Annotated in this window: 20 protein-coding genes; 6 read left to right on the top strand and 14 right to left on the bottom strand. The window is 71.6% G+C overall.

Annotation, left to right across the window (positions count from 1 at the left end; translation table 11 throughout):
• Position 1: 1 nt before the first annotated feature.
• From ASE76_RS15170 to ASE76_RS20895, 7 genes are all read right to left on the bottom strand, one after another.
• A complete protein-coding gene (locus ASE76_RS15170; protein WP_055841154.1) occupies positions 2-871 on the bottom strand; it encodes a LysR substrate-binding domain-containing protein in 870 nt (289 codons plus the stop codon).
• Positions 872-973: 102 nt separating this feature from the next.
• Entirely contained in the window at positions 974-1,822 is an 849-nt protein-coding gene (gene purU / locus ASE76_RS15165; protein ID WP_055841151.1) for a formyltetrahydrofolate deformylase, read from the bottom strand.
• 52 nt (positions 1,823-1,874) lie between these two features.
• The gene (locus ASE76_RS15160; RefSeq protein ID WP_236698475.1) at positions 1,875-2,915 is read right to left on the bottom strand and encodes a helix-turn-helix domain-containing protein; all 1,041 of its coding nucleotides are present in this window, start codon (positions 2,913-2,915) and stop codon (positions 1,875-1,877) included.
• Positions 2,916-2,935: 20 nt separating this feature from the next.
• On the bottom strand, positions 2,936-5,929 hold the full coding sequence (locus tag ASE76_RS15155) for an NHLP bacteriocin export ABC transporter permease/ATPase subunit (RefSeq protein ID WP_055841146.1): 2,994 nt from the start codon (positions 5,927-5,929) through the stop codon (positions 2,936-2,938).
• The gene (locus tag ASE76_RS15150; RefSeq protein ID WP_055841143.1) at positions 5,926-8,109 is read right to left on the bottom strand and encodes an NHLP family bacteriocin export ABC transporter peptidase/permease/ATPase subunit; all 2,184 of its coding nucleotides are present in this window, start codon (positions 8,107-8,109) and stop codon (positions 5,926-5,928) included. Before ASE76_RS15150 ends, ASE76_RS15155 begins: the two co-directional genes overlap by 4 nt.
• A 16-nt stretch (positions 8,110-8,125) precedes the next feature.
• Positions 8,126-9,406 (bottom strand): NHLP bacteriocin system secretion protein, encoded by a 1,281-nt coding sequence (locus tag ASE76_RS15145; RefSeq protein ID WP_055841140.1) that lies wholly within the window; start codon positions 9,404-9,406, stop codon positions 8,126-8,128.
• Positions 9,403-9,729, bottom strand: coding sequence for a hypothetical protein (locus ASE76_RS20895; protein ID WP_055841137.1), 327 nt, complete (start codon positions 9,727-9,729; stop codon positions 9,403-9,405). Before ASE76_RS20895 ends, ASE76_RS15145 begins: the two co-directional genes overlap by 4 nt.
• Positions 9,730-10,065: 336 nt before the next feature.
• On the opposite strand from ASE76_RS20895, the gene ASE76_RS15135 reads away from it, so the two are divergent.
• Together ASE76_RS15135 and ASE76_RS15130 are read left to right on the top strand one after the other, a co-directional pair.
• Positions 10,066-10,416, top strand: coding sequence for a Nif11 family protein (locus tag ASE76_RS15135; RefSeq protein WP_055841135.1), 351 nt, complete (start codon positions 10,066-10,068; stop codon positions 10,414-10,416).
• Positions 10,417-10,471: 55 nt separating this feature from the next.
• Positions 10,472-10,831: a Nif11 family protein gene (locus ASE76_RS15130; protein WP_055841132.1), complete on the top strand. Its 360-nt coding sequence runs from the start codon at positions 10,472-10,474 to the stop codon at positions 10,829-10,831.
• A gap of 114 nt (positions 10,832-10,945) precedes the next feature.
• Here the strand turns inward: ASE76_RS15130 and ASE76_RS15125 are convergent, their stop codons facing one another.
• Positions 10,946-11,833, bottom strand: coding sequence for a GNAT family N-acetyltransferase (locus ASE76_RS15125; protein WP_055841129.1), 888 nt, complete (start codon positions 11,831-11,833; stop codon positions 10,946-10,948).
• Between the two features lie 187 nt (positions 11,834-12,020).
• Positions 12,021-13,595 (bottom strand): FAD-binding oxidoreductase, encoded by a 1,575-nt coding sequence (locus ASE76_RS15120; RefSeq protein ID WP_055841127.1) that lies wholly within the window; start codon positions 13,593-13,595, stop codon positions 12,021-12,023.
• A 273-nt stretch (positions 13,596-13,868) separates the two neighbouring features.
• Here ASE76_RS15120 and ASE76_RS15115 point away from each other — a divergent pair, with 273 nt between their 5' ends.
• Both ASE76_RS15115 and ASE76_RS15110 read left to right on the top strand, forming a co-directional pair.
• Positions 13,869-16,175: a bifunctional diguanylate cyclase/phosphodiesterase gene (locus tag ASE76_RS15115; RefSeq protein WP_055841124.1), complete on the top strand. Its 2,307-nt coding sequence runs from the start codon at positions 13,869-13,871 to the stop codon at positions 16,173-16,175.
• A 161-nt stretch (positions 16,176-16,336) separates the two neighbouring features.
• Positions 16,337-17,785 (top strand): sensor domain-containing diguanylate cyclase, encoded by a 1,449-nt coding sequence (locus ASE76_RS15110; protein WP_055841122.1) that lies wholly within the window; start codon positions 16,337-16,339, stop codon positions 17,783-17,785.
• Positions 17,786-17,802: 17 nt separating this feature from the next.
• Here the strand turns inward: ASE76_RS15110 and ASE76_RS15105 are convergent, their stop codons facing one another.
• From ASE76_RS15105 to ASE76_RS15095, 3 genes are all read right to left on the bottom strand, one after another.
• Entirely contained in the window at positions 17,803-18,603 is an 801-nt protein-coding gene (locus ASE76_RS15105) for an enoyl-CoA hydratase/isomerase family protein (protein WP_055841119.1), read from the bottom strand.
• A gap of 61 nt (positions 18,604-18,664) precedes the next feature.
• Positions 18,665-19,915, bottom strand: coding sequence for a CaiB/BaiF CoA-transferase family protein (locus ASE76_RS15100; RefSeq protein WP_055841115.1), 1,251 nt, complete (start codon positions 19,913-19,915; stop codon positions 18,665-18,667).
• Positions 19,912-20,892 carry a tripartite tricarboxylate transporter substrate binding protein gene (locus ASE76_RS15095; RefSeq protein ID WP_055841112.1) on the bottom strand — a complete coding sequence of 327 codons (981 nt, stop codon included), beginning with the start codon at positions 20,890-20,892 and terminating at the stop codon, positions 19,912-19,914. The genes ASE76_RS15100 and ASE76_RS15095 overlap by 4 nt, the downstream gene beginning before the upstream one ends.
• A 170-nt stretch (positions 20,893-21,062) precedes the next feature.
• On the opposite strand from ASE76_RS15095, the gene ASE76_RS15090 reads away from it, so the two are divergent.
• Positions 21,063-21,761: a GntR family transcriptional regulator gene (locus ASE76_RS15090; RefSeq protein WP_055841109.1), complete on the top strand. Its 699-nt coding sequence runs from the start codon at positions 21,063-21,065 to the stop codon at positions 21,759-21,761.
• 158 nt (positions 21,762-21,919) lie between these two features.
• Here the strand turns inward: ASE76_RS15090 and ASE76_RS15085 are convergent, their stop codons facing one another.
• Positions 21,920-22,804, bottom strand: a complete 885-nt coding sequence (locus tag ASE76_RS15085; protein ID WP_082448597.1) for a ChaN family lipoprotein — start codon at positions 22,802-22,804, stop codon at positions 21,920-21,922.
• A 174-nt stretch (positions 22,805-22,978) separates the two neighbouring features.
• Here ASE76_RS15085 and ASE76_RS15080 point away from each other — a divergent pair, with 174 nt between their 5' ends.
• Entirely contained in the window at positions 22,979-24,130 is a 1,152-nt protein-coding gene (locus ASE76_RS15080) for an AbrB family transcriptional regulator (protein WP_055841101.1), read from the top strand.
• 52 nt (positions 24,131-24,182) lie between these two features.
• Here ASE76_RS15080 and ASE76_RS15075 read toward each other — a convergent pair whose 3' ends face one another.
• The gene (locus ASE76_RS15075; protein ID WP_055841097.1) at positions 24,183-24,464 is read right to left on the bottom strand and encodes a DUF3567 domain-containing protein; all 282 of its coding nucleotides are present in this window, start codon (positions 24,462-24,464) and stop codon (positions 24,183-24,185) included.
• Positions 24,465-24,483 lie beyond the last annotated feature (19 nt).

Raw genomic sequence — 24,483 nt, 5'->3', positions numbered from 1 at the left:
TTCACGAGAGACTCTTCTGCAGCCATTCGGCGAAGGCCGCGCACTCCCAGCGGTCCATCGCGCCGGTGCGCCAGCACAGGTAGTGGGCATGCGGGCTCGGGGCGTCGACCGGCGAGATGCGCTCCAGCGTGCCGTTGTCGAGCCAGGGCGCGCCCAGCTTCAGGCGCACCAGTGCCACGCCCAGGCCCTGCGCCGCGGCGTCGCAGAGCAGGCCCACGTCGTTGAAGGACGAGCCGCCCACCGGCTCGGGCCAGTCGAGCCCCTGCGCGGCGAACCAGGAGCGCCAGGGCTCGAGCGGGGAGCGCAGCAGCTCGGCCCGCTGCAGGTCCTCGGGCGCGTCGAACGGGCCGTTCTCACGCAGGTAGGCGGGCGATGCCATCGGCGTGACCACGTCGTCGGCCAGGCAGACCCGCTCGACATCTGAGTAGCGGCCGGTGCCGAAGCGCACCATCAGGTCGGCGTCCTCGGCCACCACGTCGAGCAGCGGGATGCTGACCTGCAGCGCCAGGTCGATCTCGGGGTACGCCTCCTTGAACTGCCGCAGCCGCGGGATCAGGATCGACCGGGCGAAGGTGGGCGTCACCGCCACCCGCAGCTTCCTGCGGCCGGCCGCGGCCATGCGGCTCGGGAAGCGCGACAGCACCGCCAGGCCCTCGCGCACGTGGGCCAGGTATTCGCTGCCTTCGGTGGTGAGCGAGAAGTCGGCCCGGCCGAAGAGCTTGGTGCCCAGGATCTGCTCCAGCTGGCGCACCCGGTGGCTGATGGCGCTGGCTGTCACGCACAGCTCCTCGGCGGCGAGGCCGACGCTGCGCAGCCGCGCCAGGGCCTCGAAGGTGGTCAGGCACTGGATCGGCGGGATGCGCAGGGTCATGGGCGGGTCGGGGCGGTTGCTATTGTTTTGATAGCTGGTGGCCGGCGTTCCGCGCCGGCCACAGGCACTTTTCGTCCAGAAATGCCATGCCGGCGGGGCAGGCTACTTGAAGATGACGGTCTTGTGGCCGTCGAGCAGCACGCGGCGTTCGCTGTGCCACTTCACGGCGCGGGCCAGCACCTGGCTCTCGGTGTCGCGGCCCATGGCGGTCAGGTCCTCGACCGTCTTGCTGTGGTCCACCCGGGCCACGTCCTGTTCGATGATCGGGCCCTCGTCCAGGTCGGCGGTCACGTAGTGGGCGGTGGCGCCGATCAGCTTCACCCCGCGGTGGTGCGCCTGGTAGTAGGGCTTGGCGCCCTTGAAGCTGGGCAGGAAGCTGTGGTGGATGTTGATCGCACGACCCGCCAGCTTGCGGCACAGGTCGTCGGAGAGCACCTGCATGTACCGGGCCAGCACCACCAGCTCGGCGCCTTCGGCCTCGATGATCTCGTACTGCTTCGCCTCGGCCTGCGGCTTGGTGGCGGCGGTGACCGGGATGTGGTGGAAGGGCACGTTGTAGCTGGCCGCCAGCTGGTAGAAGTCGCGGTGGTTGCTGACGATGGCGCGGATGTCGATCGCCAGCAGGCCCGATTTCCAGCGGAACAGCAGGTCGTTGAGGCAGTGGCCTTCCTTGCTGACCATCAGCACGGTGCGCACCGGCTCGGCCAGGGTGTGCAGCTGCCACTGGCCGCCGAACGAGGGCGAGAACGCATCGAGCGCCGCCTGCAGCGCCGCTCGGTCGAGCGTGGCGCAGGCGAACTGCACCCGCATGAAGAAGAGGCCGGTGGCCGGGTCGTTGTACTGCGCCGCGGCCTCGATGTTGCCGCCGCGCTCGAACAAGAAGCCCGAGACGGCGTGCACGATGCCCGGGCGGTCGGGGCAGGAAAGGGTGAGAACGTAGGCGTGGTTCATAGCCGCGGGATTGTCGCAGCAACCGCCGCCGCGGGCGGCCGCGCGGCGCGGGTCAGAGCGACCGGCAGCTGTCCACCCAGGCGTCGAAGCCCGACGGCGCGCTGCCGGGCGCCGCCGCTGCCGCCAGCCCGCCCGACTGCCGCACGTCGCGCGGCGACACGCCGAACATGCGTCGGAACGCGCGGCTGAAGGCGGCCTCGTTCTGGAAACCCCAGCGCTGGGCCACGTCGGACACCCGCCGCGTGGCCGCGCCGGCCGAGACCAGGTCGTAGAAGCAGCGGCGCAGACGGCTGTCGTTCAGGTAGCGGGCGAACCCGCCGTAGGGCTCCATCAGCCGGTAGAGCGAGGAGCGCGAAAGGCCGAAGCGGTCGCAGACCTCGGCCGTCTCCAGCGCCGGGTCGGCCAGCCGGGTGTCGAGGTACTGGCGCAGCAGCACCAGCTTGACCAGGCGCCCCTCCCGCACGCCGTGGCCGGCCGCGTCGATCGCCGGGCCGAACAGCGCGGCCAGCAGCGACAGGGTGGGGGCGGCCATCGCATAGCCCTCCTCGCGGTCCATCGCCGGTGCTTCCTCCAGCAGGGCGGAGACGGCCCGCGCGAGCAGGCGCGCCCGGGTGCCCTGCAGCACCGCGCCGTGCACCGCGTCGAAGCCGGCGTGCTGCTCCAGCAGCAGCCCCCGCGGCACCACCAGCAGCAGCGATTCGCCGGGCTCGGCATGCTGCAGCAGCGGGCGGCTCAGGTCCAGCACCACCGCCTCGCCGGCCTGCACCTGGATCTGCACCTCGGGCGTCTCGATGCGGCACGCGCCGCGCACCACGCACTGCACCAGGAAATGGTGGATGCCGCCGCGGGCGATGGTCGAGCCCGAGCGGCGGGCGATCGCCTGCGGCCCCTGCAGCCGCGCGGCCAGCAGATGTCCCAGGTGGAAGCCCTCGGCCCGCGCCGCGAAGCCGGCCACCGCCTCGGGCGACGGCAGCGCCACGTCGAACAGTGCCGCGAAGGCGCCGCGCCAGGCCCAGAAGGCATCGCCCGGCACGGGCCAGGCGGTGCTGTCGAACAGGAAGCTCGGCACGCAGCCGCCGCCGTCGGTGGGCACGCAGGCCGCCGGTGCCATGCCTAGACGAGCTGCCGCTGTGCCAGGTCGTGGAAGATGCCCCGCTGGGCCATCAGCTGCGCATAGCTGCCCGATTCCTGCACCGCGCCGTCCTTCAGCACGATGATCCGGTCGGTGTTGACCACGGTGCTGAGCCGGTGGGCGATCACGATGCGGGTCGAGTCCAGCCGCGCCAGCGTCTCGGTGACCATCGCCTGGGTGCGGTTGTCGAGCGCGCTGGTGGCCTCGTCGAACAGCAGCACCCGCGGCGACCCGACCAGGGCGCGCGCGATCAGGATGCGCTGCACTTGGCCGCCCGAGAGCACGCCGCCCGCGTCGGTGATGACCGTCTGCATGCCCATCGGCATGCCGCGGATGTCGTCGCCCAGGCCGACCTGGTCGGCCACGCGCCAGGCGTCGGCCTCGGCCAGGTGGATGTGGGCGCCCAGGATGTTCTCCTGCAGCGTGCCGGGCATCAGCCGGCCGTTCTGCAGCACCACGCCGAACTGGCGGCGCACCGCCTGCATGTCGAGGCCCGACAGGTCGCGGCCGTCGTACAGGATGGCGCCGGACTCGGCCTTCTCGAAGCCCAGCATCAGCCGCACCAGCGTCGACTTGCCGCTGCCCGAGGGGCCGACGATCGCCACGTATTCGCCAGCGCGGATGTCGAGCGACAGGTCGGAGAACACCGGCGGCACGTCGGGCGCGTAGCGGAAGGTGAGGTGGCTGAGTTCGATCGCGCCCGACAGCGGGCCCGGGTCGGCCTTGGCGTCGTCGACCTCGGGCGTGGCCTCGAGGATCGGCGCGGCATAGGCGAAGACCGGCTTGAGCGCGTAGAGCGTCACGCCCACCGTCGCCAGCTCGGCCATGCCGCCCATCGCCTGGCCGAAGGCGGCCAGGAACGCCAGCAGCGAGCCGAGGGCCAGGCCGGTGGTGGCCGCCTCGCTGCCCGAGGCCGGCGCGCCGCCGGCGGCCCCCGCCAGGCCCAGCCAGTAGATCAGGCCGAAGATCACCGCGGTGGAGAAGGTGGCGTACACGCCCTGCACCAGGTGCGAGGCGTTGGAGACGCCGCCCGCGCCCAGGCGCTGGCGCGTCAGGCTGCCGTAGAGCGTCGACCAGCGCAGGAACGCGCGGTCCTCCGCCGCCGCGAGCCGCAGCTTGGCGATGCCGGTCGCCAGCTGCAGCAGCAGGCCGGCGGTGGCGCCCGAGGTCTTCATCACGTCGCGTTCGTGGCGCACCCGCAGGTAGCCGATCGCGCCGGTGATGGCGGCCAGCAGCAGCACCAGCCCCAGCGCGGCGACCGCCAGGCGGGCCGAGTAGAAGAACATCAGCCCGAGCGAAACCAGGGCGAATACGCCGCTCATGAGCGACGAGATCACGCTGCCGCTGATCGCCTGCTCGATGGCGCGGATCGCCAGGGCCCGGGTGGCCAGGTCGCCCGCGGTGAAATCCTTGAAGAAGCCGATCGGCAGCCGCAGGATGCGGTCCATCACGGCTGCCTGCATGCGGGTGCCCGAGCGGCCCTCGATCCGTACCGAGGCGATCTGCACCGCATGCCGCGTCAGCAGCGTGACCAGCGCCGCGATGAACAGCAGCACGCCCATCTGCCAGAGCTTGGGCAGGTCGTAGCCGGGAATCACGGTGTCGACCAGGAAACCGGTCGCGATCGGCACCGCCATGCCCAGTAGGCCCCCCGCGAGACCGAACCCGACGAGCGCGGCCACATCGGCCGGCGCCCAGCGCAGCACGTTGCCGCCGACGTCGCGGCTCTTGAGCGGCCGCACCGGCAGCGGCACCGAGAACGACCAGGCCTCGCCCGCCACGGCCTCGGCGTCACGCGCGGTCAGCAGCCGGTTCGTTCCTGCGACCGGATCGAGCAGGTAGTAACGGCGGCGCAGTCCGCGCGGCACCACGGCCAGCGGGCGGTCGTCCTCGGCGCGACGCAGCAGGAACGGACCGGTGTCGGACTCCCACCAACGGCCCCGCAGCAGCACGCGACGCGCCCGCAACCGGTTGGCCTTCAGGATGTCCTCGAGCGAGAACGCACTGCGCACGTCGTCCTGGTCGCGGGCGCGCACCGGCGCCTTCAGCGCATGGCCGAGCGGCGCCACAGCGGCAGCTACCGCCTGCACCAGCGGATCGTCGGAATCGACCGTGCCGACGGCGCGCCCGCCGCGCAGCGCGGCCAGCGGCTCCGCCAGTCGCACGAAGGCGTTGCGGGCCGCCTGCTGGTCGGCCGCGGCGCGGCTGCGCACCCGGTTGAGTTCGTCGACCGCCGCCAGCCGCAGGTTGAGCGGCACGATGTCCTGCAGAACCGCGTGCAGCGCGTCCAGGCCGCGCCAGCAGGCGCCGCCGGCCACCGCGGCGGCGGTATCGTGCGCGGTGACGGTGCCCGCCTCGTGCAGCATGAGCCAGGCCGCGGGCGACAGAGGCACCAGCGCGCCCTCGCCGGCGGCCGGCAGATCTTCGCTGTCGAGGTAGAGTGGCGTGGCGCCCTGCGTATCGATCCAGACGACGCCCCGCGCGCCGATGCGTTGCCCGGGCCCCGCGTCCAGCGTTTCGCCGGGCGAGAGCAGCACCGCGACGGGCGGGCGTGGCACGATCGGACGTGCCATGGCGTCCGACAGGCCCTCTATCCACCGGTCGATGCCTCGCACCACCCACGGCTGCAGGTCGGGATGCGCCGCGGCCGCCTGCAGGTCGGCCATGCCCGCCTCGGCGATGCGGGTGCCGACCTGGCCCACGGCCAGGAGGCCGACCGGCAACATCGCCTCGCTGCCGTCCACGCCCAGCAGCAGGTCGCCCGCACCCAGGGTGAACATGAATTCGCGCACGCCGGTAGGAACGCCGTCCTCGACCTGGACCATGAACAGGTCTACCGCGCCTTCGACGATCGCGATGGCGCGGTCGGGCCGGTCGAGCAGGAAGGGCGTGTTGCCGGCCACGGCGCGCACCGCGCCGTGCGCGACCATGAAATCGGTCAGCGGCGCCGCCGCATCGGAAAAGGGCAGGCTCATGATTCGACCAGGGTGCGGTAGGGGCCGTCGACGGCGATCAGCGTGTCGTGCGTGCCGCGCTGGAGGATCTTGCCGCGGTGCATGACGATGATCTCGTCCGCGTCGCGGATGGTGCTCAGGCGGTGGGCGATGATCAGGCAGGTGCAGCCGCGGCGGCGCAGGTTGTCCATCACCTCCTTCTCGGCGACCGGATCGAGCGCGCTGGTCGCCTCGTCCAGCACCAGGAGGGTCGGCTCGGCCACCAGGGCCCGTGCGATCTCCAGTCGCTGGCGCTGGCCGCCGGAGAAGTTGCGGCCGCCTTCCTCGACCCGCGCGTCGTAGCCGCCCGGCCGCTGCACGATCACGTCGTGGATCAGCGCGTCCTTGGCGGCCCGCACAATGCGGTGCTCGGGCATCGTGTCGTCCCAGAGCGTGATGTTGTCGCGCACCGTGCCTTCGAACAGCACCACGTCCTGGTCGACCACCGCCAACGAGTTGCGCAGGATCGCCCGCGGCACTTCGGCCAGCGGCCGGCCGTCGAACAGGATTTGCCCGTTCCACGGCTCGAACAGACCGGTGACCAGCTTGCCCACGGTCGACTTGCCGCTGCCCGATGCGCCCACCAGCGCGACTCGGGCGCCGGCCACCAGGTCGAGGTCGAAGTGCTCGACCAGCGCAGGCTCCAGCGGGTTGTAGCCGAAGGCCAGATCGCGCAGTGCGAGGTTGCCGCTGAGCCGGAAAGCCTTGGTGCCGGTGGCGCCGCCGGCGGTATCGGCGGGCGGCGTGAATTCCGCTGCCTGCGGATGCTGCAGAACGTCGTCGAACTGGTTGAGCACGCCCCGGGCGCCCTTGAGTGCCAGCACGGTCGACATCAGCGCGCTGACCGGCGCGGCGAAGGCGCCCTGGATCATGCGGAAGGCCACCAGCATGCCGATGCTGATCGATCCCTGCATGACCATCCAGCCGCCCACGAGCAGCACCGCCATGCTGCTGACGTCGGCCAGGAACTGCGGCAGGATCGAGAACCAGGCGCTCGATCGGCCGATCTGCTGCTGCTGGTTGGCCGTGCTGGCCAGATGCCCCGACCACATTTCGAAGAACGGGCCGTCGGTGCCGTTGGCCTTGAGGGATTCGACCATCTGCAGCCCCTGCATGGTCTTGCCTTCGAGCTTGACCTGGTCGAGGGTGGATTTCTGCTGCAGTTCCTCGATGCGCTGGCTCGAATGCATCACCAGCAGCAGATTGAGCGCGGTGCAGGCCACGGCCACCGCCGTCAGCACCAGGCTGTAGCCCGCCATCACCGCCACGAAGAAAAGGAGCGAGAAGACCGCGACGACCAGCTGACCGATCTCGTCGGACGCATGCGTCGAGAGCTTGGGTGCCAGTTCCGAGCGCGCCCCGATGCCGCCGGCATAGCGCTGCGCGTAGAAGGTGACCGGCAATCGCAGCATGCGCCAGACGAAGCTGCCCGCCGCCTGGATGGTGATCCGGGTGTGCAGCCGCAATTGCAGTCGTTTCTCCAGCCAAAGTAGCAGACCCTGCACGATGGTGGTGACGGCCATGGCCACCAGGAGCCATGGCACCCAGTCCTTCTGGCCGTCGACCAGGTACTGGTCGATGAAGACGCTGGAGAAGGCCGGCACCACCACGCCGGGGATCACCAGGAAGCAGCCTGCCATGATGACAAGCGCGAGCGCGGAACGCGCGCCATCGAGCCAGCTCAGCAGCCGCTCGCGCACCGGCGGCGGCTGGCCGCCGGGTCGGAATTCGGGCTCGGGCACGAAGGTGAGCACGATGCCGGAGTAGTAGCGGTCGAACTCCGCCTCGTCCACCAGGCGGCGGCCGCCCGCGGGATCGTTGACGTGCACCTTTCCGCCGACGAATCCCTCGACCACCACGAAGTGGTTCATGTTGACGAAGGCGATCGCCGGCATCGGCACGGTGCGCAGGCGCTCCATGTCGTAGCGGTAACCCTTCGCGGCCATGCCGTAGCGCCGCGCGGCCCGCACGATGTTGCCGGCCCTGCTGCCGTCGCGCGAAACACCGCAGGCCACGCGCAGTTCGTCGAGCGGCACCCACAGCTTGTGGCCCGCGAGCACCATCGCCAGCGAGGCGGCGCCGCATTCGACCGCCTCCAGCTGCAGGATGGTGGGTGTCTTGACCCGGCGAGCCGGGGTGGAGGCGGCGGTGGTGCTCGTCATCGGGCGGGCCACCGGGTCACAGGCCGATGCGCGCGAGGATGCGCTCGGCCTGCGGGAAGACCAGGGCGATCAGCGGAATTTCGCTGGTCACGATCTTGGCCTCGGCGGTGGTGCCGTTGCCGACCGGCTGCGCCGGCCCGGTGCCCGACGACCAGCGCATGCCGGTCGGGGTGGCGGCGTCGGGCATCAGCCGCACCGTGATTTCCTGGGGTGCGCCGCTGCGCGTCAGTTGCTCGACCAGGGCCGAGTTCTTGAGCACGCGCATCATGCTTTCGCGGGTGGCCGGAATGGTCGAGACATTGGTCACCTCGCCGAAGATGTAGCCGTCGCGCTGCACCCGCACCGTCGACGGGATCACCTGCACCGACATGCCGACGCGCACCTGCTTGCCCGCGCCGGGCGGCAGGTAGATCAGCCCGACGAGGCCGGTCTGGTCGGCCGCGCCGGGCAGCATCCGCATCACCGGCGCGCCCATGCCGACGATCTCGCCCGGGTTGGCCGCCAGCTCGGCCACCAGGCCGTCGCTCGGCGCCAGCACCTCTGTCTTGCGGCCGAGCTCCTCCTTGGCCGCGCCGATTTCCCGCTCGAGTGCCGAGCGGCGGTTGTCCAGGTCGAGCAGTTCGCGTGCGGAGCGGGTCGCGTGCGTGTCGTTTTCGGAGCGCAGCCGTGTGATCGCGGTGGCGGCCTCGGCCCGGTCGGAGCGGACTTGCTGCAGTTGGTTGCGAACCTGCAGCAGCCGTTCCTGCGAGACGAAGCCCTGGCTTGCAAGACGCTCGTTGGCGGCCACCATGTCGCGCAGGGTGCGCTCCTGCTCGGTCAACGAGGCCACGCGGGCCTGCAGCATCGTGTTCTGCTCGGCATCCACCCGTGCACGGGCGCCGGCCTCCGTCTGCAGGAAGGCGCGAATGCGGCGCTGCTGGTCGTCGAGCTTGCCCAGCTCTAGGCGGCGGCCGGCCAGCTGGGCATCGAGGTCGGATTGCGCCAGCGTGGCCACCACCTGGCCTGCACGCACCCGGTCGCCCGGACGCACGGCGATGTCGACGAGCCGGCCCGATGCCGGCGCGGCTACGTCGGCCACGCCGCTGGGAGTGAGCAGGATGCCGTCGGCCTTGGCGGTCACCGGCGCGGTGGCCACGATGCTCCAGACGAGCGCTCCCGCCAGGGTGAGTCCGAGCACGCTCAAGGTGAGCCAGGAGGTCGAGGGGACCACCTGCAGCATGCTGTCGAGCTGGTCTGGGCTCGGCGGCCGGATCAGTTGCTGCGAGGCAGGTACGGCCTGCGTGGTGGTGGCGTTCATGCCGAAGCTCCGGGAAGGGGAAGGCCGGGCAGCAGCAGGTCGAGCAGCAGCGCCGGTCCGGGGTCGCCGCGACCGGCCGAGACCAGGTCGAGCGATGCGTCGTTCAATTCGCCGGCCATGCTGCCGGTGGTGCCGCGCTGCACCATGCTGCGCACGTAGCTGCGGATCTCCACCGGATTGGCGGCGATGCCGTTCTCCGCGCCGATGCGGGCCAGCGCCTCCGCCGCCGCCGACAGGTCGGCACTGCTGCGCAGCCGCTGCGCCAGTTCCGGGCGCCTCGCAAACAGCGTGCGGAACGACGTGATCACGGTTTCGGTATTCATGGTCCGCGAGGGGTGGGCGGTGGGAGGAAGGCGTCGCGCGGGCGTGCCGGGCAACCGCATGGCCGCGGTTACGGGCGGATACTAATGTAGGTTCCAGGTCCGTGTCTGCACCTGTTTTGGCGAACCCGGTGGCATTGTCTCCGGAGCACGTCAATCGGAGCATCTCAAGGAAAACCCTAGCCGGCCAGTCTGGGACGGCGCATCATGCATTTGGAACCCACGGCACAGACGGACCCCTCCGATGCCCTTACAGTTCGTTTCGCCGCGATACCGAACCCTCGGGATCGACAGCACAGTCCCTTACTCGATCGTTTCCACACATCACCAGGAATCGCCATGTCGCAAGCACACATCGAAGAGTTCTATTCCAAGGTCAGCTCGGATCCTGCCCAGATCAACGAACTGCTGAACGGCGCCAGCGGCCCGGACGAGTTCATCGACCGCGCCGTGGCCAAGGCCAAGTCGCAGGGCTACGACATCTCCCGCCCTGAAGCCGAGGCGTGGATCAACAAGCAGAAGGAAGTCGCTGCCAGCGGCGAACTGTCCGACGTGCAGCTCGAGGCGGTGGCCGGCGGCAAGTCCAGTGGCGCCAAGGCCGGCGCCAAGATCGACTCGGCTGTCGGCACGGTCTCCGGCGGCATCAACTACGCCGGCGACAAGTTCAAGGACTTCTTCTCCGGCTGGTAATTCGAACCCGCCGCACGACATTCCCGCTTTCTCCCCTCATTCAAAGGAAACCACCATGTCGCAAGCACACATCGAAGAGTTCTATTCCAAGGTCAGCTCGGACCCCGCCCAGATCAACGAACTGCTGAACGGCGCCAAGGATCCGGACGAGTTCATCGACCGCGCTGTGGCCAAGGCCAAGTCGCAGGGCTACGACATCTCCCGCCCTGAAGCCGAGGCGTGGATCAACAAGCAGAAGGAAGTCGCCGCCAGCGGTGAGCTGTCCGACGTGCAACTCGAGGCGGTGGCCGGCGGCAAGTCGGCCCAGAAGGTCGGCAGCCAGATCGATTCGGGCATCACCACCGGTGCTCACGCTGTCAACAGCGGCGTCAACTACGCCAGCGACAAGTTCAAGAACTTCTTCTCCGGCTGGTGATCGGCCGCCGGCCCCGGGCCGGCCGACCGCACCCCTTCAAAAAGCTGCCGATGGCAGCTTTTTTCGTTTCGGCACCGTCCGCGCCCGCCCGCGGTGCCGGCGGTGACGCTTCGATCAGACAGCTGCCAGCGACTTGCCAGCGCCGCGCGTCTCGTCGAACCGGGTGGCGTGCGGCGCCATCCAGCGGCGCGCGAAGTCCGCCATCCGGGGATGCCATACCGGCACGGTCCACATGCCGGTGTCGAAACCGGCGGCCGGCATCCGGGCCACCGCCGCCTGGTAGAGCAGCACGATGCGCCCGAGGCGCTGCAGACGCGGATGCATGAAGCTGCAGGTAAAGCGCAGCACGCCGTCGACCGCGTGGTTGATCACCCAGCCGACGACGTCGCCTTTCCAGACGAGGGCGCAGCTGGTGTGCGGCTCGCATCTCGCCTCATGGTCGAACGGCACCAGGTCGGGCGCGATCCAGGGGTTTTCGGCGTGCGAGGCGCGCAGGGCGGCGCGGGCCTCGGCATCCACTGCCTGCCAGGGCAGGATGCGCATGTCGGCAGGCAGCGCCTGCGGACGGATCCAGGGCGCGTCGGCGATCGACCCGAGCGTGGCCACCACCACCAGCATCCGCGGCTGCGGCGCGCTCCAGCCGGCACGGGCCAGCAGGGCCTCGACGGCGGCCGTGGTCGGCTGGCCGCTGCGCCAGGTGGCCTGCAGCGCGGTGGCGCCGCTCTGCGCGGCCTGCCGGCTCCAGTGCGCCAGCAGTGCGGTGGCGCCGCCCTGCCCGCGGTGCTCGGGCAGCACGAAGACCGAGGCCAGCGTGGCCTGCCCGTCGTCGGCCACCCATCCCAGTGCCAGCCCGGCCGAGGCGCCGTCCACCCGCAGGCCGACGGCCACCAGGCCCGGATCGGAAGGTGTATCGAGCCAGCCGCGGAAGGCGGGGAAGGTCAGTCGCCGGTACAGCCAGAAATCGTGCGGTTGCAGGACGAAGCAGTCGGCGGGAGGTGTCATGGCGGCGGCAGAAGGGAAGGGGCGATGCGCCGGATGCTAATGCGGCGGTCGGCACACCGCGCGGTCCGGGGCCGGCGCCCGGCGGTGTCTGGGACGGCCGGTGCGCAGCATGGGACGGCTGGCACAGGTGCGTCGCGTGCCCGCCCGGCCGCCGAGGGCGCCGCACCGACAGGGCCTGCCGGCGCCGCTACAGGTAGCGGCCCGGCGCCAGGATGCCGTCCGGGTCCAGCACGCCCCGCACCCCGCGCAGCACCCGCTCGAACGGCCCGTCGCGCTCGCGCAGCCAGTCCATCGACTGGATGCCCAGGCGGTAGGGCGGCAGGCCTTCGGCCAGCAGCCAGGCGAGCATCGCGTCGTGGCAGGCCATGGCGCGCGCGTCCTCGCCCTCCACGTCGCGGTCGTAGACCAGGCTGACGAACGCATGCAGCAGCCGGGGCGTGACGGCCGAGAGCCCCACCTGCATCTCCAGCCGGTGGTCGAAGCCGATCTCGCCGAGCGCCTGCAGCATCCGCGCCACGGTGGCGCCCTCGAAGGGCAGGGCCGGGCAGAGCCAGAGCACGCCGCAGCGGTCGGCCTCCGGGTCGGGGCCGGCCGCGACCGCGGCGGGCTTGCGCCAGTAGGCGGTGCGCAGGTTGACCGGGTGGGGGGTGCCGGGCACGGCGGTGGGGTCGGCCGCGCGCAGTGCGTCGTCGATCGTCTGCAGCCGCAGCGATTCGGCGCTGGCCGCCAGGCCGCGGGTCAGCGCGTCGCCCAGCGCCTCGCCGATCGCCGGCGTCGCCGCGCCCAGCAGGCCGGTGCAGAAGGCCGGCTCGGGCGCGCCCTGCGGCACCAGCCGGAACGGGGTGGCGCCGCCGGTCCTGGCCCAGGGGTAGCGGCCCTGCAGGGCCAGGTACTTGTAGACGTTCCAGACGGTGAAGCCGCAGTCGGTCAGCACCCGCTGCTGGTGGAGCGTGCGCAGCGCATCCACACCGTCGGCCAGCCGTTCCAGCGAGGCGAAGCGCGCGACGAAGCGCGCCTCCCAGGCCGCGCGCGGCGTGAGCGCCACCGCCATCCGGGTCACGATGCCCAGGTTGCTCTGCAGGAACAGGCCCTCCAGCCCGGGGCCGACGCCGCTGCGGCACAGGGCGGCGGTGCGGGCGCCGTCGAAGCGGGCGAAGCCGGTGCGCAGCACCTCGCCGCTGCCGGTCACGACCTCGAACGCGCCCGCGTACTGGCTGCGGTCGCCCAGCGGGCCGGGGCCGTCGCCCCGCTCCAGGGTGTTGCCGACGACGCTGGCTCGGTCGCTGCCGCCGATCGGCGCCAGCCAGAAGGGTGCGTCGCGCTCCGCCAGATAGTCGTGCACCTGGCGGAAGGTGGTGCCCGGCTCCAGCTCCAGCACGCCGGCGACCGGGTCGTACGACAGGATGCGGTCCATGTCGCCCAGTTCCAGCAGCACCGCCGGGCCCTGCGCCGGCACCCGGCCGCCCAGGCCCCAGTTGGTGCCGCGGCTCACCGGGTACAGGGCCACGCCGTGGCGCCGGGCGATGCGCACGCAGGCCGCGACGCCCGCCGTGTCGGCCGGCCGCAGCCGGGCCAGCACCCGCTGCCGGGTGGCGAAGGTGGTGTCTTCCGCCCGCGCCAGTGCCTCGGGGCGGGCGTCGACCCGGTCGGCCCCGAGGGCCGCGGCCCAGTCGGCGAGGGCGGCGGCGGGCAGTGCGGCAGGGCCGGCGGAAGGCGCTGGCCGGGGCGGGGCGCCGGCGTCGGGAGGGGCGGGTGCAGACATGGCGGCCGATTGTCGGGCCGACGCGGACGGGCGGCAAAAAAACCTGTCGGCCCACCGCCACGGTCGCCGGTCGGGCGGCTGCGGGCATGCACAATGGCCGCTTGCCGCATTTGTATCCGGGAGGCGCGGCGCACAGCACGATGGAGGCGCACGCCCCGCTGGGGGTGTCGACCGCCGGCGTGCCGGCCTGCCGCCTCCCCGCGCCCGAGCCCGAGCCATGACCTGCTGCCGCCTCCGACCCCGCATCCTTCCGCCACGCCCGGCCTGCCGCGCATGAAGCAGGGCCTGCGCCCGTTCGCCATCGCCGCCTTCTACGTGGCGATCGGTGCCGCCTGGATGCTCGCTTCGCACTGGCTGCAGCGCACGCTCGAGGCGACCGATCCCGCGCTGGCCGCGTGGCTGCACGGAGGCGGCGAGATCGTCTTCGTCTTCCTCACCGGCCTGCTCGGCTGGCTCCTGTTGCGCCGGGAATGGCGGGCACGCAAGACCAGCCTGCGCATCGGCAACGAGCTGGGCGGCATGGTGCAGCATGCGGGCGTGGGCATCGGCCGGGTGTCGATCGACTTCCGGCTGCTGGCGGCCAACCCCCGGCTCTGCGAGATCTTCGGCCGCACCGAGGCGGACCTGGTCGGGCGCAACATGGCCGAGCTGATGGAGTCGTTCGACGCGGCGGTGGCGCAGGAGCGGCGCGGGGTGCTGCTGCGCGGCGAAGCCCTGCACTACGAGGTCGAGCACCGCATACGCCATGCCGACGGCCTGCCGCGCTGGCTCAAGGTCAAGGTCAGCATCGTGCGCGACGAAGACGACGTGCCGGTGTACTTCGTGCCGGTGGTGGAGGACGTCACCGCCATGCGCTCGGCCCAGACGCACCTGCGGCTGGCCGACGCGATCATCGAGGAGACGGTCGAGGGCGTGATGGTCACCGATGCCGACCAGCGCATCGTCTCGGTCAACCCCGCCTTCAGCCGCGTCTCGGGCTATTCCGCGGCCGATGTGCTGGGGCAGCTGCCCCGCCTGCTGCAGTCGGGCCGCCACACGCCGGCCTTCTACGCGCAGATGTGGGCCGACCTGGACACCCACGGCCGCTGGCAGGGCGAGGTCTGGAACCGGCGCAAGAGCGGCGAGATATTCCCCGAGATGCTGGCGATCACCGCGGTGCGCGACGGTGCCGGCCAGGTCAACCACTACGTGGGCGTCTTCACCGACATCACCCTGCAGAAGGCGTCGGAGGCCAAGCTCGACTACCTGGCCCACCACGACGCCCTCACCGGCCTGCCCAACCGGCTGATGTTCCAGCTGCGGCTGGAGGAGGCGGTGCTCGAGGCCGAACGCGAGGGCGAGATGCTGGCGGTGGTGCTGTTCGACCTCGACCGCTTCAAGGACGTCAACGACAGCTACGGCCACCTGGCCGGCGACGAGCTGCTGCAGCAGGTGGCCGCGCGCCTGGGCGCCTGCCGCCGGCCCACAGACGTGCTGGCCCGCCTGGGCGGCGACGAGTTCGCGCTGCTGATGCGCAACCTGCCGACCGGCGAGGACGCGGCCAGCGGCGCCGCCAGCTGCATGGAGGCGCTGGCCCAGCCCTGGCATTCGCGCGCCGGGGTCGAGCTGGCGACCGGCATGAGCGCCGGCATCTGCCTGTTCCCGCAGCACGGCACCACGCCCGAGGCGCTGCTGCAGGGCGCCGACGCGGCGCTCTACCGCGCCAAGGGCGACGGCCGCGGCGTCTACCGCTACTTCGCCGACGAGATGACCGCCAGCGCCCGCGCCCGGCTGGAGCTGGAGGCCAAGCTGCGCCGCGCCGTCGCCCAGGGCACGCTGCAGCTGCACTACCAGCCGCAGGTCGACATCGGCAGCGGCCGCATCGTCGGTGCCGAGGCGCTGCTGCGCTGGCTCGACCCCGAGGCGGGCTGGATCCCGCCCGACCGCTTCATCCCGGTGGCCGAATCGACCGGGCTGATCGGCGCGATCGGCACCTGGGTGCTGGCCGAGACCTGCCGCCAGGGCCGCGCCTGGCGCGACGAGGGCCTGCCGCCGCTCACCCTGGCCGCCAACGTCTCGCCCCGGCAGTTCCATCTGAACGACGTGGTGGGCCAGGCCACCCAGGTGCTGCAGGCCACCGGCTTCCCGGCCGACTGCCTGGAGCTTGAGATCACCGAGGGCGTGCTGGTCGAGCGGGAAGAGGAGGCGCTCGACACGCTGGAGCAATTGCGCGCGCTCGGCGTGCGGATCGCGATCGACGACTTCGGCACCGGCTACTCGTCGCTCGCCAAGTTGAAGCGCTTCCCGATCGACGTGATCAAGATCGACCGCAGCTTCATCGGCGACATCCCCGGCAGCGCCGACGACATGGCGATCAGCGCGGCCATCATCGCGATGGCGCGCAGCCTGGGCATGCGGGTCATCGCCGAGGGCGTCGAGACGCCGGCCCAGCTCGACTTCCTGCGCGAGCGGCACTGCGACATGTACCAGGGCTTCCTGCTCAGCCGCGCCCTGCCGCCCGACGAATTCGCCGCGCTGCTGCGCCGCCAGCCGGTGCTGGCGCCGGACGGTGCGCCGTCCCAGCCGCTCGCCCGGTCGTGATCGATGGGCAGTGCGCCGCGGCGGTCCGGCGTGCGGCTTGCCGCCGCACCCGGACGTCGACCGGCGCAGGCTGCGCCACGGCACCTCTTTGCTACTGAATCGATAGCTACCGGTCGGCGGATGGCGCCGGCTGCAGGCCATTTTCATTCGATATTTCTGCCATGAACCCACCTTCCGACTCGGCCGACCTGGGCCACGCCTTCGAATTCGCGCCCGTCTCCCTGTGGCTCGAGGATTTCAGCGGCCTGAAACGGCTGCTCGACCGGCTGCGGGCCGAAGGCGTGCGCGACCTGGGCGCCTACCTGGACGCGCATCCCGAGGCGGTGCAGGAAGGCATGTCCGCCCTGCGGGTGCTGCAGGTGAACCAGCGCACGCTGCAGCTCTTCGCCGCGCCCGACCAGGCCACGCTGCTCGCGCGGCTCGGCGAGGTGTTCAGCGGCGACATGGCCGCCTCGGTCAAGTCCGAGTGGACCCAGCTCTGGCGCGGCGGCGGCGCCTTCGTCAACCAGACGGTCAACTACGCGCTCGACGGCCGGCGGCTCGACGTGGAAGTGCGCGGCCGGGTGCTGCCGGGCCACGAGGACGACTGGAGCCGGGTGATGGTCTCGCTCGACGACATCACCCAGCGGGTGCAGGCCGAGCGCCATGCCCGCGACCTGTTCGACCTGTCGCCGGTCTCGCTTTGGGTGGAGGATTTCAGCGCGGTCAAGCGGCTGCTCGACGGGGTGCGGGCGCAGGGCATCGGCGACTTCTCCACCTTTTTGAAGGTGCACCCCGAGTTCATCGCGCGCTGCATGCAGGAGATCCGGGTGATCGACGTCAACCGGCAGACGCTGCGGATGTTCGGTGCCGCCAGCAAGGACGCGCTGCTGCTGAACATCGGCCGGGTGTTCCGCGGCGAGATGCAGGACTCGTTCGCCGAGCAGCTGCAGGACCTGTGGGCCGGCAAGCTGTTCCAGCAGCGCGAGGTGGTCAACTACTCGCTCTCGGGCGACACGGTCAACATCCACATGCAGTTCGCGGTGCTCGACGCGCATGTCGACACCTGGGACCTGGTGCTGGTGTCGCTGGTCGACATCACCGCCCGCAAGAAGGCGGAGGCCTACCTGGAATACCTGGGCCAGCACGACGTGCTGACCCAGCTGCGCAACCGCTCCTACTACTCGGAGGAGCTCAACCGCCTGGCCCGCAAGGGCCCCTGGCCGTTGTCGGTGCTGGTGCTGGACATGAACGGCCTGAAGGAGGCGAACGACGCGCACGGCCATGCCGCCGGCGACGGGCTGTTGCGGCGCGTCGGCGAGGTGCTGACCAAGGCGGTCGATGCGCCGGTCCACCCCGCCCGCATCGGCGGCGACGAGTTCGCGATCCTGCTGCCCGGCACCGACCTGCACGGCGCCGAGGCGGTGCGGCAGCGGGTGGTCTCGATCCTGGAGCTGAACAACCAGTTCCACGCCGGCCAGAGCGGCCAGGTGCTGAGCCTGGCGATGGGCGTGGCTAGTTGCGCCTCGGGCGACCAGATCGAGGCGATGCTCGCCGCCGCCGACCGGGCGATGTACCAGGACAAGGAGCGCTACTACAGCGAGAGCGAGACGGACCGCCGCCGGCGCTGAGGCAGCGGCGCGGCGGGTCAGCGCCCCTGCCAGGCCGGCGGCCGGCGGGCGGTGAACGCGGCCACGCCTTCGTGGAAGTCGGCGCTGCCGTAGGCCCGCCGCACCAGGTCGTCGGCCTCGGGCAAGGCGTGCAGCGCCAGGCGGCGCAGGCCTTCCTTCGATACCGCCTGGGTCACCGGCGCCAGGGCGGCCAGCTGTTCGCAGAGCTGGGCGCCGGCGGCGGTCAGGGCGTCGGGGCCGTCGCACACCGTCTCCAGGAAACCGCAGGCCAGCGCCTCCGCGGCGGTCAGCGTCTCGGCCAGCAGCAGCATCCGGCGTACCGGCTGCGGCCCGAATGCGGCGCGCAGCCGGGCCAGGTTGGCGATCGAGAGGCAGTTGCCCAGCGTGCGGGCGATCGGCACGCCGAAGCGGGCGCCGGCACTGGCGATGCGGAAATCGCAGGCCGTGGCCAGCGCCAGCCCGCCGCCGACGGCCCAGCCGTCGACCAGCGCGACGGTCGGCATCGGCAGGCCCTCCAGCAGCGCGATGCCGGCGTCGATGCCGCGCTCGTAGGCGATGCCGTCCTCGCCGTCGGCGAAGGCCGCGAACTGCGCGATGTCGGTGCCGGCGACGAAGGCCTGGCCGCCCGCGCCGCGCAGGGTCAGCACCCGCACCGCCGGGTCGGCCGCGACGCGTTCGCAGATGCCGCCGAGTGCCTGGTACATCGCCCAGGTCATCGCGTTGCGGGCCTGCGGACGGTCGAAGGTGACGGCGGCGATGCCGCCGGCGATCCGCAGGTGCACCGCGCCGTCGGCCGGTGCGTCGGCAAGCTCGCTCATCGGGCAACCTGCGTGCTGCGCACTGCGGTGCGCGCCTGCTCGAAGCGGTTCGGCGCGGCGCTCATGCGGCGAAGGCGCCCTGGGCCTGCAGCGCCGCCCGTTCCTCGGGGCCGATGCCCATCTCGTCCAGCACCGCGTCGGTATGCTCGCCGAGCAGCGGCGGGTGGCGGCGCACCTGCGGCGGCGTGCCCGAGAACTTCACCGGAAACCCGATGTTGGGCACCGAGCCTTCCACCGGATGGTCGATCTCGATGCGCATGCGGCGGTGCTTCGCATGGTCGCTGCCGAAGGCCTGGGGATAGCTCAGGATCGGCCCGGCCGGGATGCCTGCGGCCAGCAGCGCCTCGATCCACGCTTCGCTGGTGCGGGCGGCGAAGCTCCGCTCCAGCGCCTCGACCAGCGCCAGCCGGTGGGCGAGGCGGGTGGAGACGGTGGCGAAGCGCGGATCGGCCAGCAGGTCGGGCCGCTCCAGCGTGTTGCAGAGCAGGGTCCAGAGCTTCTGGTTGGTGGCGCCCATCACGAAGTAGCCGTCCGAGGCCTTCATCGCCTGGTAGGGCGCGCTCATCCGGTTGGAGGTGCCGAGCGGCTCCGGCTCGCGGCCGGTGCCCCAGTACTCCGAGATGTCCCAGACCGAGAACGCCAGGGCCGAGTCGAACAGCGAGGCGTCGATGTACTGGCCCTGCCCGGTGGCGCGCGCGCCGATGGTGGCGGCCAGGATCGAGTACGCGGCGAAGAGCGCGCAGCCGATGTCGGCCACCGGCACGCCGGCCTTCACCGGCGGGCCGTCGGCGTAGCCGGTGACGCTCATCACGCCCGACATCGCCTGCGCCATCAGGTCGAACCCCGGCCGGTCGGACCAGGGGCCGCTCTGGCCGAAGCCCGAGATGCTGGCGTAGACCAGCCGCGGGTTCACCTCGGCGATGCGCGGGTAGTCGATGCCCAGCCGCTGCATCACGCCGGGGCGGTAGTTCTCGACCAGCACGTCGGCATCCCGGGCCATGCGCAACAGCACCGCGCGCCCGGCCTCCGACTTGAGGTTGAGCGCCACGCTGCGCTTGTTGCGGTTCATGTTGAGGAAGCCCATGCTGTCGTCGCCCTTGAGCTTGAAGCCCATGGCGCCGCGCGTCTGGTCGCCGGTGCCGGGCGGCTCGATCTTGACCACGTCGGCGCCCAGGTCGGCCAGCAGCATGCAGCAGTAGGGGCCGGCCATCACCTGGCTCACGTCGAGCACCCGGATCCCGGCCAGCGGCAGCGGGCGGGCGGCGGGGGCGGCAGTGCCGGTGCCGGCTGCGGCGGCGGTGGCGTCGGTCATGCGTCGGCCTTCACGTTGGCGTCCTTGACCACCTTGGCCCACTTCTTCGATTCGCTCTGGATGAAGCCGGCGAACTTCTCGGCCGAGCCGCCGCCGTCCTCGGCGCCGTACTGCTCGAACTTCTCGATCACGTCGGGCATCGCCAGCACCTTGTTGATGTCCTCGTTCATCCGCTGGACCATCGCCGGCGGCATCTTCGCGGGGCCCACCAGCCCGTACCAGGTGGTCGCCTCGAAGCCGGGAAAGCCCGATTCGGCCATCGTCGGCACGGTGGGGTGGCCCTTGGCGCGCTTCTCGCGCGTCTGGGCCACGGCGATCGCCTTGCCGCTCTTCACATGCGGCGTGGCGGCGGTCATGGTGTCGAAGCTGTAGTTGATCTGGCCGCCGATCAGGTCGGTGAGCATCGGGCCCGAGCCCTTGTACGGGATGTGGATCGCGTCGATGCCCGCGGCCAGCTTGAACATCTCCAGCGCCAGGTGCTGGGCCGAGCCGTTGCCGGCCGAGCCGAAGCTGATCTTGCCGGGGTTCTTCTTGCACAGCTCGACGATCTCCCTGACCGTCTTGGCCGGCTGCTGCTCGCCGCAGATCAGCAGATTGGGGGTGACGCCCACCAGGGTGATCGGGCTGAAGTCGCGCTCGGCGTTGTACGGGATCTTGGGGTAGAGCGCCGGGGCGATCGCATGGCTGTTGATGTGCGCCATCAGCAGCGCGGTGCCGTCGGCCGGCTGCTTGGCCACGTATTCGGCGGCGATCATGCCGGTGGCGCCCGCCCGGTTCTCCACGATCACCTGGTTGTTCCACATCACCGCGAGCTTCTGGCCGATGACACGGGCCAGAATGTCGGTCCCGCCGCCGGGCGAGAAACCGACGACGATGCGCACCGGCGCGGTCGGCAACGTCGGCTGCGCGTGCAGCAGCGGGGCGGCCAGGGTGGCGGCGGCCGCGCCCGCGGTACCGATGAAGGTTCTTCGATGCATCGCTTGTCTCCTGTGGTGGGGCCGCTCGCGCCGGGCTTCGGCCGGGCGCCTGCCCGGCCGGCCCGGCGTCGGGGCCAGAACCTATTTTTTGAATACAAAAACTATCGTGTCAATGGTGGCCTCCCTTGTTGCCTGCGCTTTCAATGCAATTTTTGAATACAAATAGAGCCATGACAGTCGAACTGGTCCCGGTCCCGGCCGCCGCCCTGCACCAGCAGGTGGCGCAGCGCCTGCGGCAGATGCTGATCGAGGGCGCCATCGCTCCCGGCAGCAAGCTCAACGAGCGCGAGTTGTGCGCGGCGCTGGCCGTCTCCCGCACGCCGCTGCGCGAGGCGATCAAGATGCTCGCGATCGAAGGGTTGGTGGTGCTGCTGCCCAACCGCGGCGCGGTCGCGGTGCAGCTGACGGAAGACGACGTGCGCCACACCTTCGAGGTGATGGCCGGCCTGGAGGCCCAATCGGGCGAGCTGGCCGCCCGCCGGGTGACCGATGAGGAGATCGCCGAGATCCGCGCCCTGCACTACGAGATGCTGGCCGCCTGGACCCGGCGCGACCTGCCCGGCTACTACCGGCTCAACGCGCAGATCCACCAGGCGATCAACGCCGCCGCCAAGAACCCGGTGCTGGTCGCCACCTATGTGCAGATCAACGCCCGGCTGCACGCGCTGCGCTTTCGCTCCAACCAGGACGAAACGAAGTGGGCCCGCGCGGTGGCCGACCACGAGCGGATGGTCGAGGCCCTGGCCGCCCGCGATCCGCAGGCGATGCGCGAGGTGCTGTCGCAGCACCTGGCCGCCAAGCTGGAGACGGTGCTGGCGCAACTGCGCGCCGATGGAAGCGTGCCGGCGCGCGACGCGGCTGCCGGGTGAGCCGCACGACCGCCGGGCCGCCCTCCCAGACCGGTTTATGAAAGAAAAGTGCCCCGGGCCGGTGAGGGACGCTGGCCTCTAGCTACTCTTTCGATAGCAGAGGCGCCGAAGACCGGATGGCGGGCGAACGCCTCCGGGGGGGCGACGCCCTGCCGCGCTCAGCCGCGTCGCGCCGGCGCCATGCGCTGCCGCAGGGCGGCGCAGTGGTCGACCGGCGGCATCGCCGGGCTGGTCCACACCGCATCGACCTGCCCGCCGGGCGCCGCGCCGCCCGCCACCATCGCCACGCTGCGCACCGTCAGCTGGGTGGGCAGGTGCTGCGGCACGCCCAGCTGCCGGTCGACGTGGCCGGCGCCCGCCAGCAGCACGGCCGTGCGGCCGGGCATCGCCGATTCGGCCAGCGTCAGCGCCATCGCCCGGTCGCGGCCGATCTGCACCCGTGTCATCGGGCCGATCTGGCGCTCGGGCAGCAGGCCGCAGTGGCCGGTGCGGATCGCTTCCTCCTGCGCGCGGCGCACGTCCGGCTCCAGCTGCGCGTCGAGCGACACGTCCTCCATCGCGGTGCGCATCTGGTCGGCGGGCAGGTTGGCGCCGACCACCGGCACGCCGGCCGCGAGCCCCGCCCGCACCACCGGCGCATAGCGCGCCCAGGGCCAGGCGCGCTCGTCCCAGCGCAGGGCGCGCCGCAGGGCGGCGTCGTCGGCATCGGGCGGCAGGGCGATGGTGGTGGCACCCAGCGGCGCCATCTCCAGCGCCACCGCGGCCAGGCGGCCCTGGGCGGCGAGCCGCTGCAGCTGCGCGACCACCAGTTCGGGCTGGCCCGCCGCATCGTGCGTCTCGCCGATCAGGAGGATGTCGGGCGTGGCTTCGGCGCCGGTGGTTGGGGCCCGCGCCGGTTCCGCGCCGGGCCCGGTGCCCTGCACGGCGAACGGCCCGGCGGTGCAGCCCGCCAGCACCGCGGCCAGCACCAGCATCGGGGCCATGCGGCGGGCGGTGGCCCCCGCGCGGGGCAGACGGCGTAGGGGCAGGGCGGGGGTGGTCATGCGCCGATACTATGCGGCCCGCCCGCGGGTGTCCCGGGTGTGCAACGTCTGTTGCAATCGCCGCCCCGGAGGGCGCCGCCGGTCGGTTCCGGCCCGCCGCGGGCGGTGCCGTTTCCCGGGGCGGGCGACCGCGGCCGCCTGGCGGTCCGCCCGTTTTCACTTCCTCGCTTCCCGATGCGCCGCTTCTCTTTCGCACAGCCCGATCGCACGCAGTTCGCCCGCTACCTGTTCACCCTGGCGCTCGCCTTCGCCGCGGCCGAGGCCTGCGTCCACCTGCACACGCCGCTGCCCTGGATGATCGGGCCGCTGGTCGTGGTCGCGCTGGCGGGCGTCTCGGGCGCGCCGGTCGCCAGCTTCGGGCCGGCGCGCAATGCGGCGCAGCTGACGATCGCCTCGGCGCTCGGCCTCTACTTCACGCCCGAGGTCGGCGCGCTGGTGGCCGGGCTGTGGTGGGCGATCGCGCTGTCGGTGGCCTGGGCGCTGGGCCTGGGGGCGCTGTTCGGCGCCTGGCTGCAGCGGCTGCACGGGCACCGGTTTCCCGGCCTGGCGCCGCGGCAGATGCGGGCCACCACCTATTTCGCGGGAGCGATCGGCGCCGCCTCCGAGATGACGCTGCTGGCCGAGCGCGCCGGCGCCCGCACCGACCTGGTGGCCGCCAGCCACAGCCTGCGGGTGCTGATCGTCACCCTGGTGATCCCCTTCGCGATGCAGTGGAGCGGCCTGCACGGCCTGGACGCGCTGCCGCCCGCGGTGCGCGAGGTGCGCCCCGAAGGCCTGGCGCTGCTGGTGGCGCTGGCCGGCGCGGGCGGCTGGCTGGCGGCGCGGTTGAAGCGTGCCAACCCCTGGTTCCTGGGCGCGCTGCTGGTGTCGATGGCGCTGACGCTCTCGGGCATCGGCCTGTCGGCGGTGCCGCAGGCGATGTCGAACGCGGCGCAGCTGCTGATCGGCATCAGCCTGGGGGTGCGCTTCAACCGCAGCTTCGTGCACACCGCGCCGCGCTGGCTGGGCACGGTGGCCTTCGGCACGCTGGTGCTGGTGGCGCTGTGCGCGGTCTTCGCGCTGGCGCTGTCGCACGTCGTCGGCATCCCGGCGGCCACGCTGGTGCTGGGCACTTCACCGGGCGGCATCGCCGAGATGGCGATCACCGCTAAGGTGCTGCAATTGGGGGTGCCGGTGGTCACCGCGTTCCAGGTGTGCCGGCTGATCGCGGTGCTGCTGCTGGTGGAGCCGGTCTTCCGACGGCTCTATCCACCATCTGCCGCGGCGAAAGCGGAGAAGAGCCTGCCCGCAAAGCAGGACACCACGGAAGACCGTGGCGTCGATTGAATCGTCGGTGGCTGCAGGCCGCGCGGGCCGCCTGTGAAGCCTGGGTGCGGCGTCAGTGCACGACGACCGGGTTCTGGGCCAAGCCGGCGTAGCTGTCGAGCATGTCCTCGACCTCTTCCTGCGTGGGGGTGTTGCGTTGCCAGTCGAGGATGATCTGCTGGAACATCTCGGCCCAGGAGCCGTCGAGGTAGACCTCCTTGCCCGAGCGCTTGTCCACGATCTCGAAACCGTGGCGCGCCAGCTGCGGGACTTCCACACCGGTGCTGTCGTCCTCGGCGGTGTCCGGCACCATATGGACCACCACGAAGGACTCGGAGTCATAAAGCATCTGCATGCGGTTTCCCTTTCTGCTC

Source organism: Xylophilus sp. Leaf220, assembly GCF_001421705.1.
Lineage (GTDB): Bacteria > Pseudomonadota > Gammaproteobacteria > Burkholderiales > Burkholderiaceae_C > Xylophilus.
Note: the sequence above shows the minus strand (reverse complement) of the source record. Positions and strands in the feature narration are given on the sequence as shown.

Excerpts from the sequence above, each read along its gene's own strand:
- ASE76_RS15105 (WP_055841119.1), bottom strand. The coding sequence starts at position 18,603 with ATGAGCGAGCTTGCCGACGCACCGGCCGACGGCGCGGTGCACCTGCGG.
- ASE76_RS15135 (WP_055841135.1), top strand. The coding sequence starts at position 10,066 with ATGTCGCAAGCACACATCGAAGAGTTCTATTCCAAGGTCAGCTCGGAT.
- ASE76_RS15125 (WP_055841129.1), bottom strand. The coding sequence starts at position 11,833 with ATGACACCTCCCGCCGACTGCTTCGTCCTGCAACCGCACGATTTCTGG.
- ASE76_RS15075 (WP_055841097.1), bottom strand. The coding sequence starts at position 24,464 with ATGCAGATGCTTTATGACTCCGAGTCCTTCGTGGTGGTCCATATGGTG.
- ASE76_RS15130 (WP_055841132.1), top strand. The coding sequence starts at position 10,472 with ATGTCGCAAGCACACATCGAAGAGTTCTATTCCAAGGTCAGCTCGGAC.
- ASE76_RS20895 (WP_055841137.1), bottom strand. The coding sequence starts at position 9,729 with ATGAATACCGAAACCGTGATCACGTCGTTCCGCACGCTGTTTGCGAGG.
- ASE76_RS15155 (WP_055841146.1), bottom strand. The coding sequence starts at position 5,929 with ATGAGCCTGCCCTTTTCCGATGCGGCGGCGCCGCTGACCGATTTCATG.
- ASE76_RS15145 (WP_055841140.1), bottom strand. The coding sequence starts at position 9,406 with ATGAACGCCACCACCACGCAGGCCGTACCTGCCTCGCAGCAACTGATC.
- ASE76_RS15080 (WP_055841101.1), top strand. The coding sequence starts at position 22,979 with ATGCGCCGCTTCTCTTTCGCACAGCCCGATCGCACGCAGTTCGCCCGC.
- purU (WP_055841151.1), bottom strand. The coding sequence starts at position 1,822 with ATGAACCACGCCTACGTTCTCACCCTTTCCTGCCCCGACCGCCCGGGC.
- ASE76_RS15085 (WP_082448597.1), bottom strand. The coding sequence starts at position 22,804 with ATGACCACCCCCGCCCTGCCCCTACGCCGTCTGCCCCGCGCGGGGGCC.
- ASE76_RS15110 (WP_055841122.1), top strand. The coding sequence starts at position 16,337 with ATGAACCCACCTTCCGACTCGGCCGACCTGGGCCACGCCTTCGAATTC.
- ASE76_RS15100 (WP_055841115.1), bottom strand. The coding sequence starts at position 19,915 with ATGACCGACGCCACCGCCGCCGCAGCCGGCACCGGCACTGCCGCCCCC.
- ASE76_RS15115 (WP_055841124.1), top strand. The coding sequence starts at position 13,869 with ATGAAGCAGGGCCTGCGCCCGTTCGCCATCGCCGCCTTCTACGTGGCG.
- ASE76_RS15095 (WP_055841112.1), bottom strand. The coding sequence starts at position 20,892 with ATGCATCGAAGAACCTTCATCGGTACCGCGGGCGCGGCCGCCGCCACC.
- ASE76_RS15170 (WP_055841154.1), bottom strand. The coding sequence starts at position 871 with ATGACCCTGCGCATCCCGCCGATCCAGTGCCTGACCACCTTCGAGGCC.
- ASE76_RS15150 (WP_055841143.1), bottom strand. The coding sequence starts at position 8,109 with ATGACGAGCACCACCGCCGCCTCCACCCCGGCTCGCCGGGTCAAGACA.
- ASE76_RS15090 (WP_055841109.1), top strand. The coding sequence starts at position 21,063 with ATGACAGTCGAACTGGTCCCGGTCCCGGCCGCCGCCCTGCACCAGCAG.
- ASE76_RS15120 (WP_055841127.1), bottom strand. The coding sequence starts at position 13,595 with ATGTCTGCACCCGCCCCTCCCGACGCCGGCGCCCCGCCCCGGCCAGCG.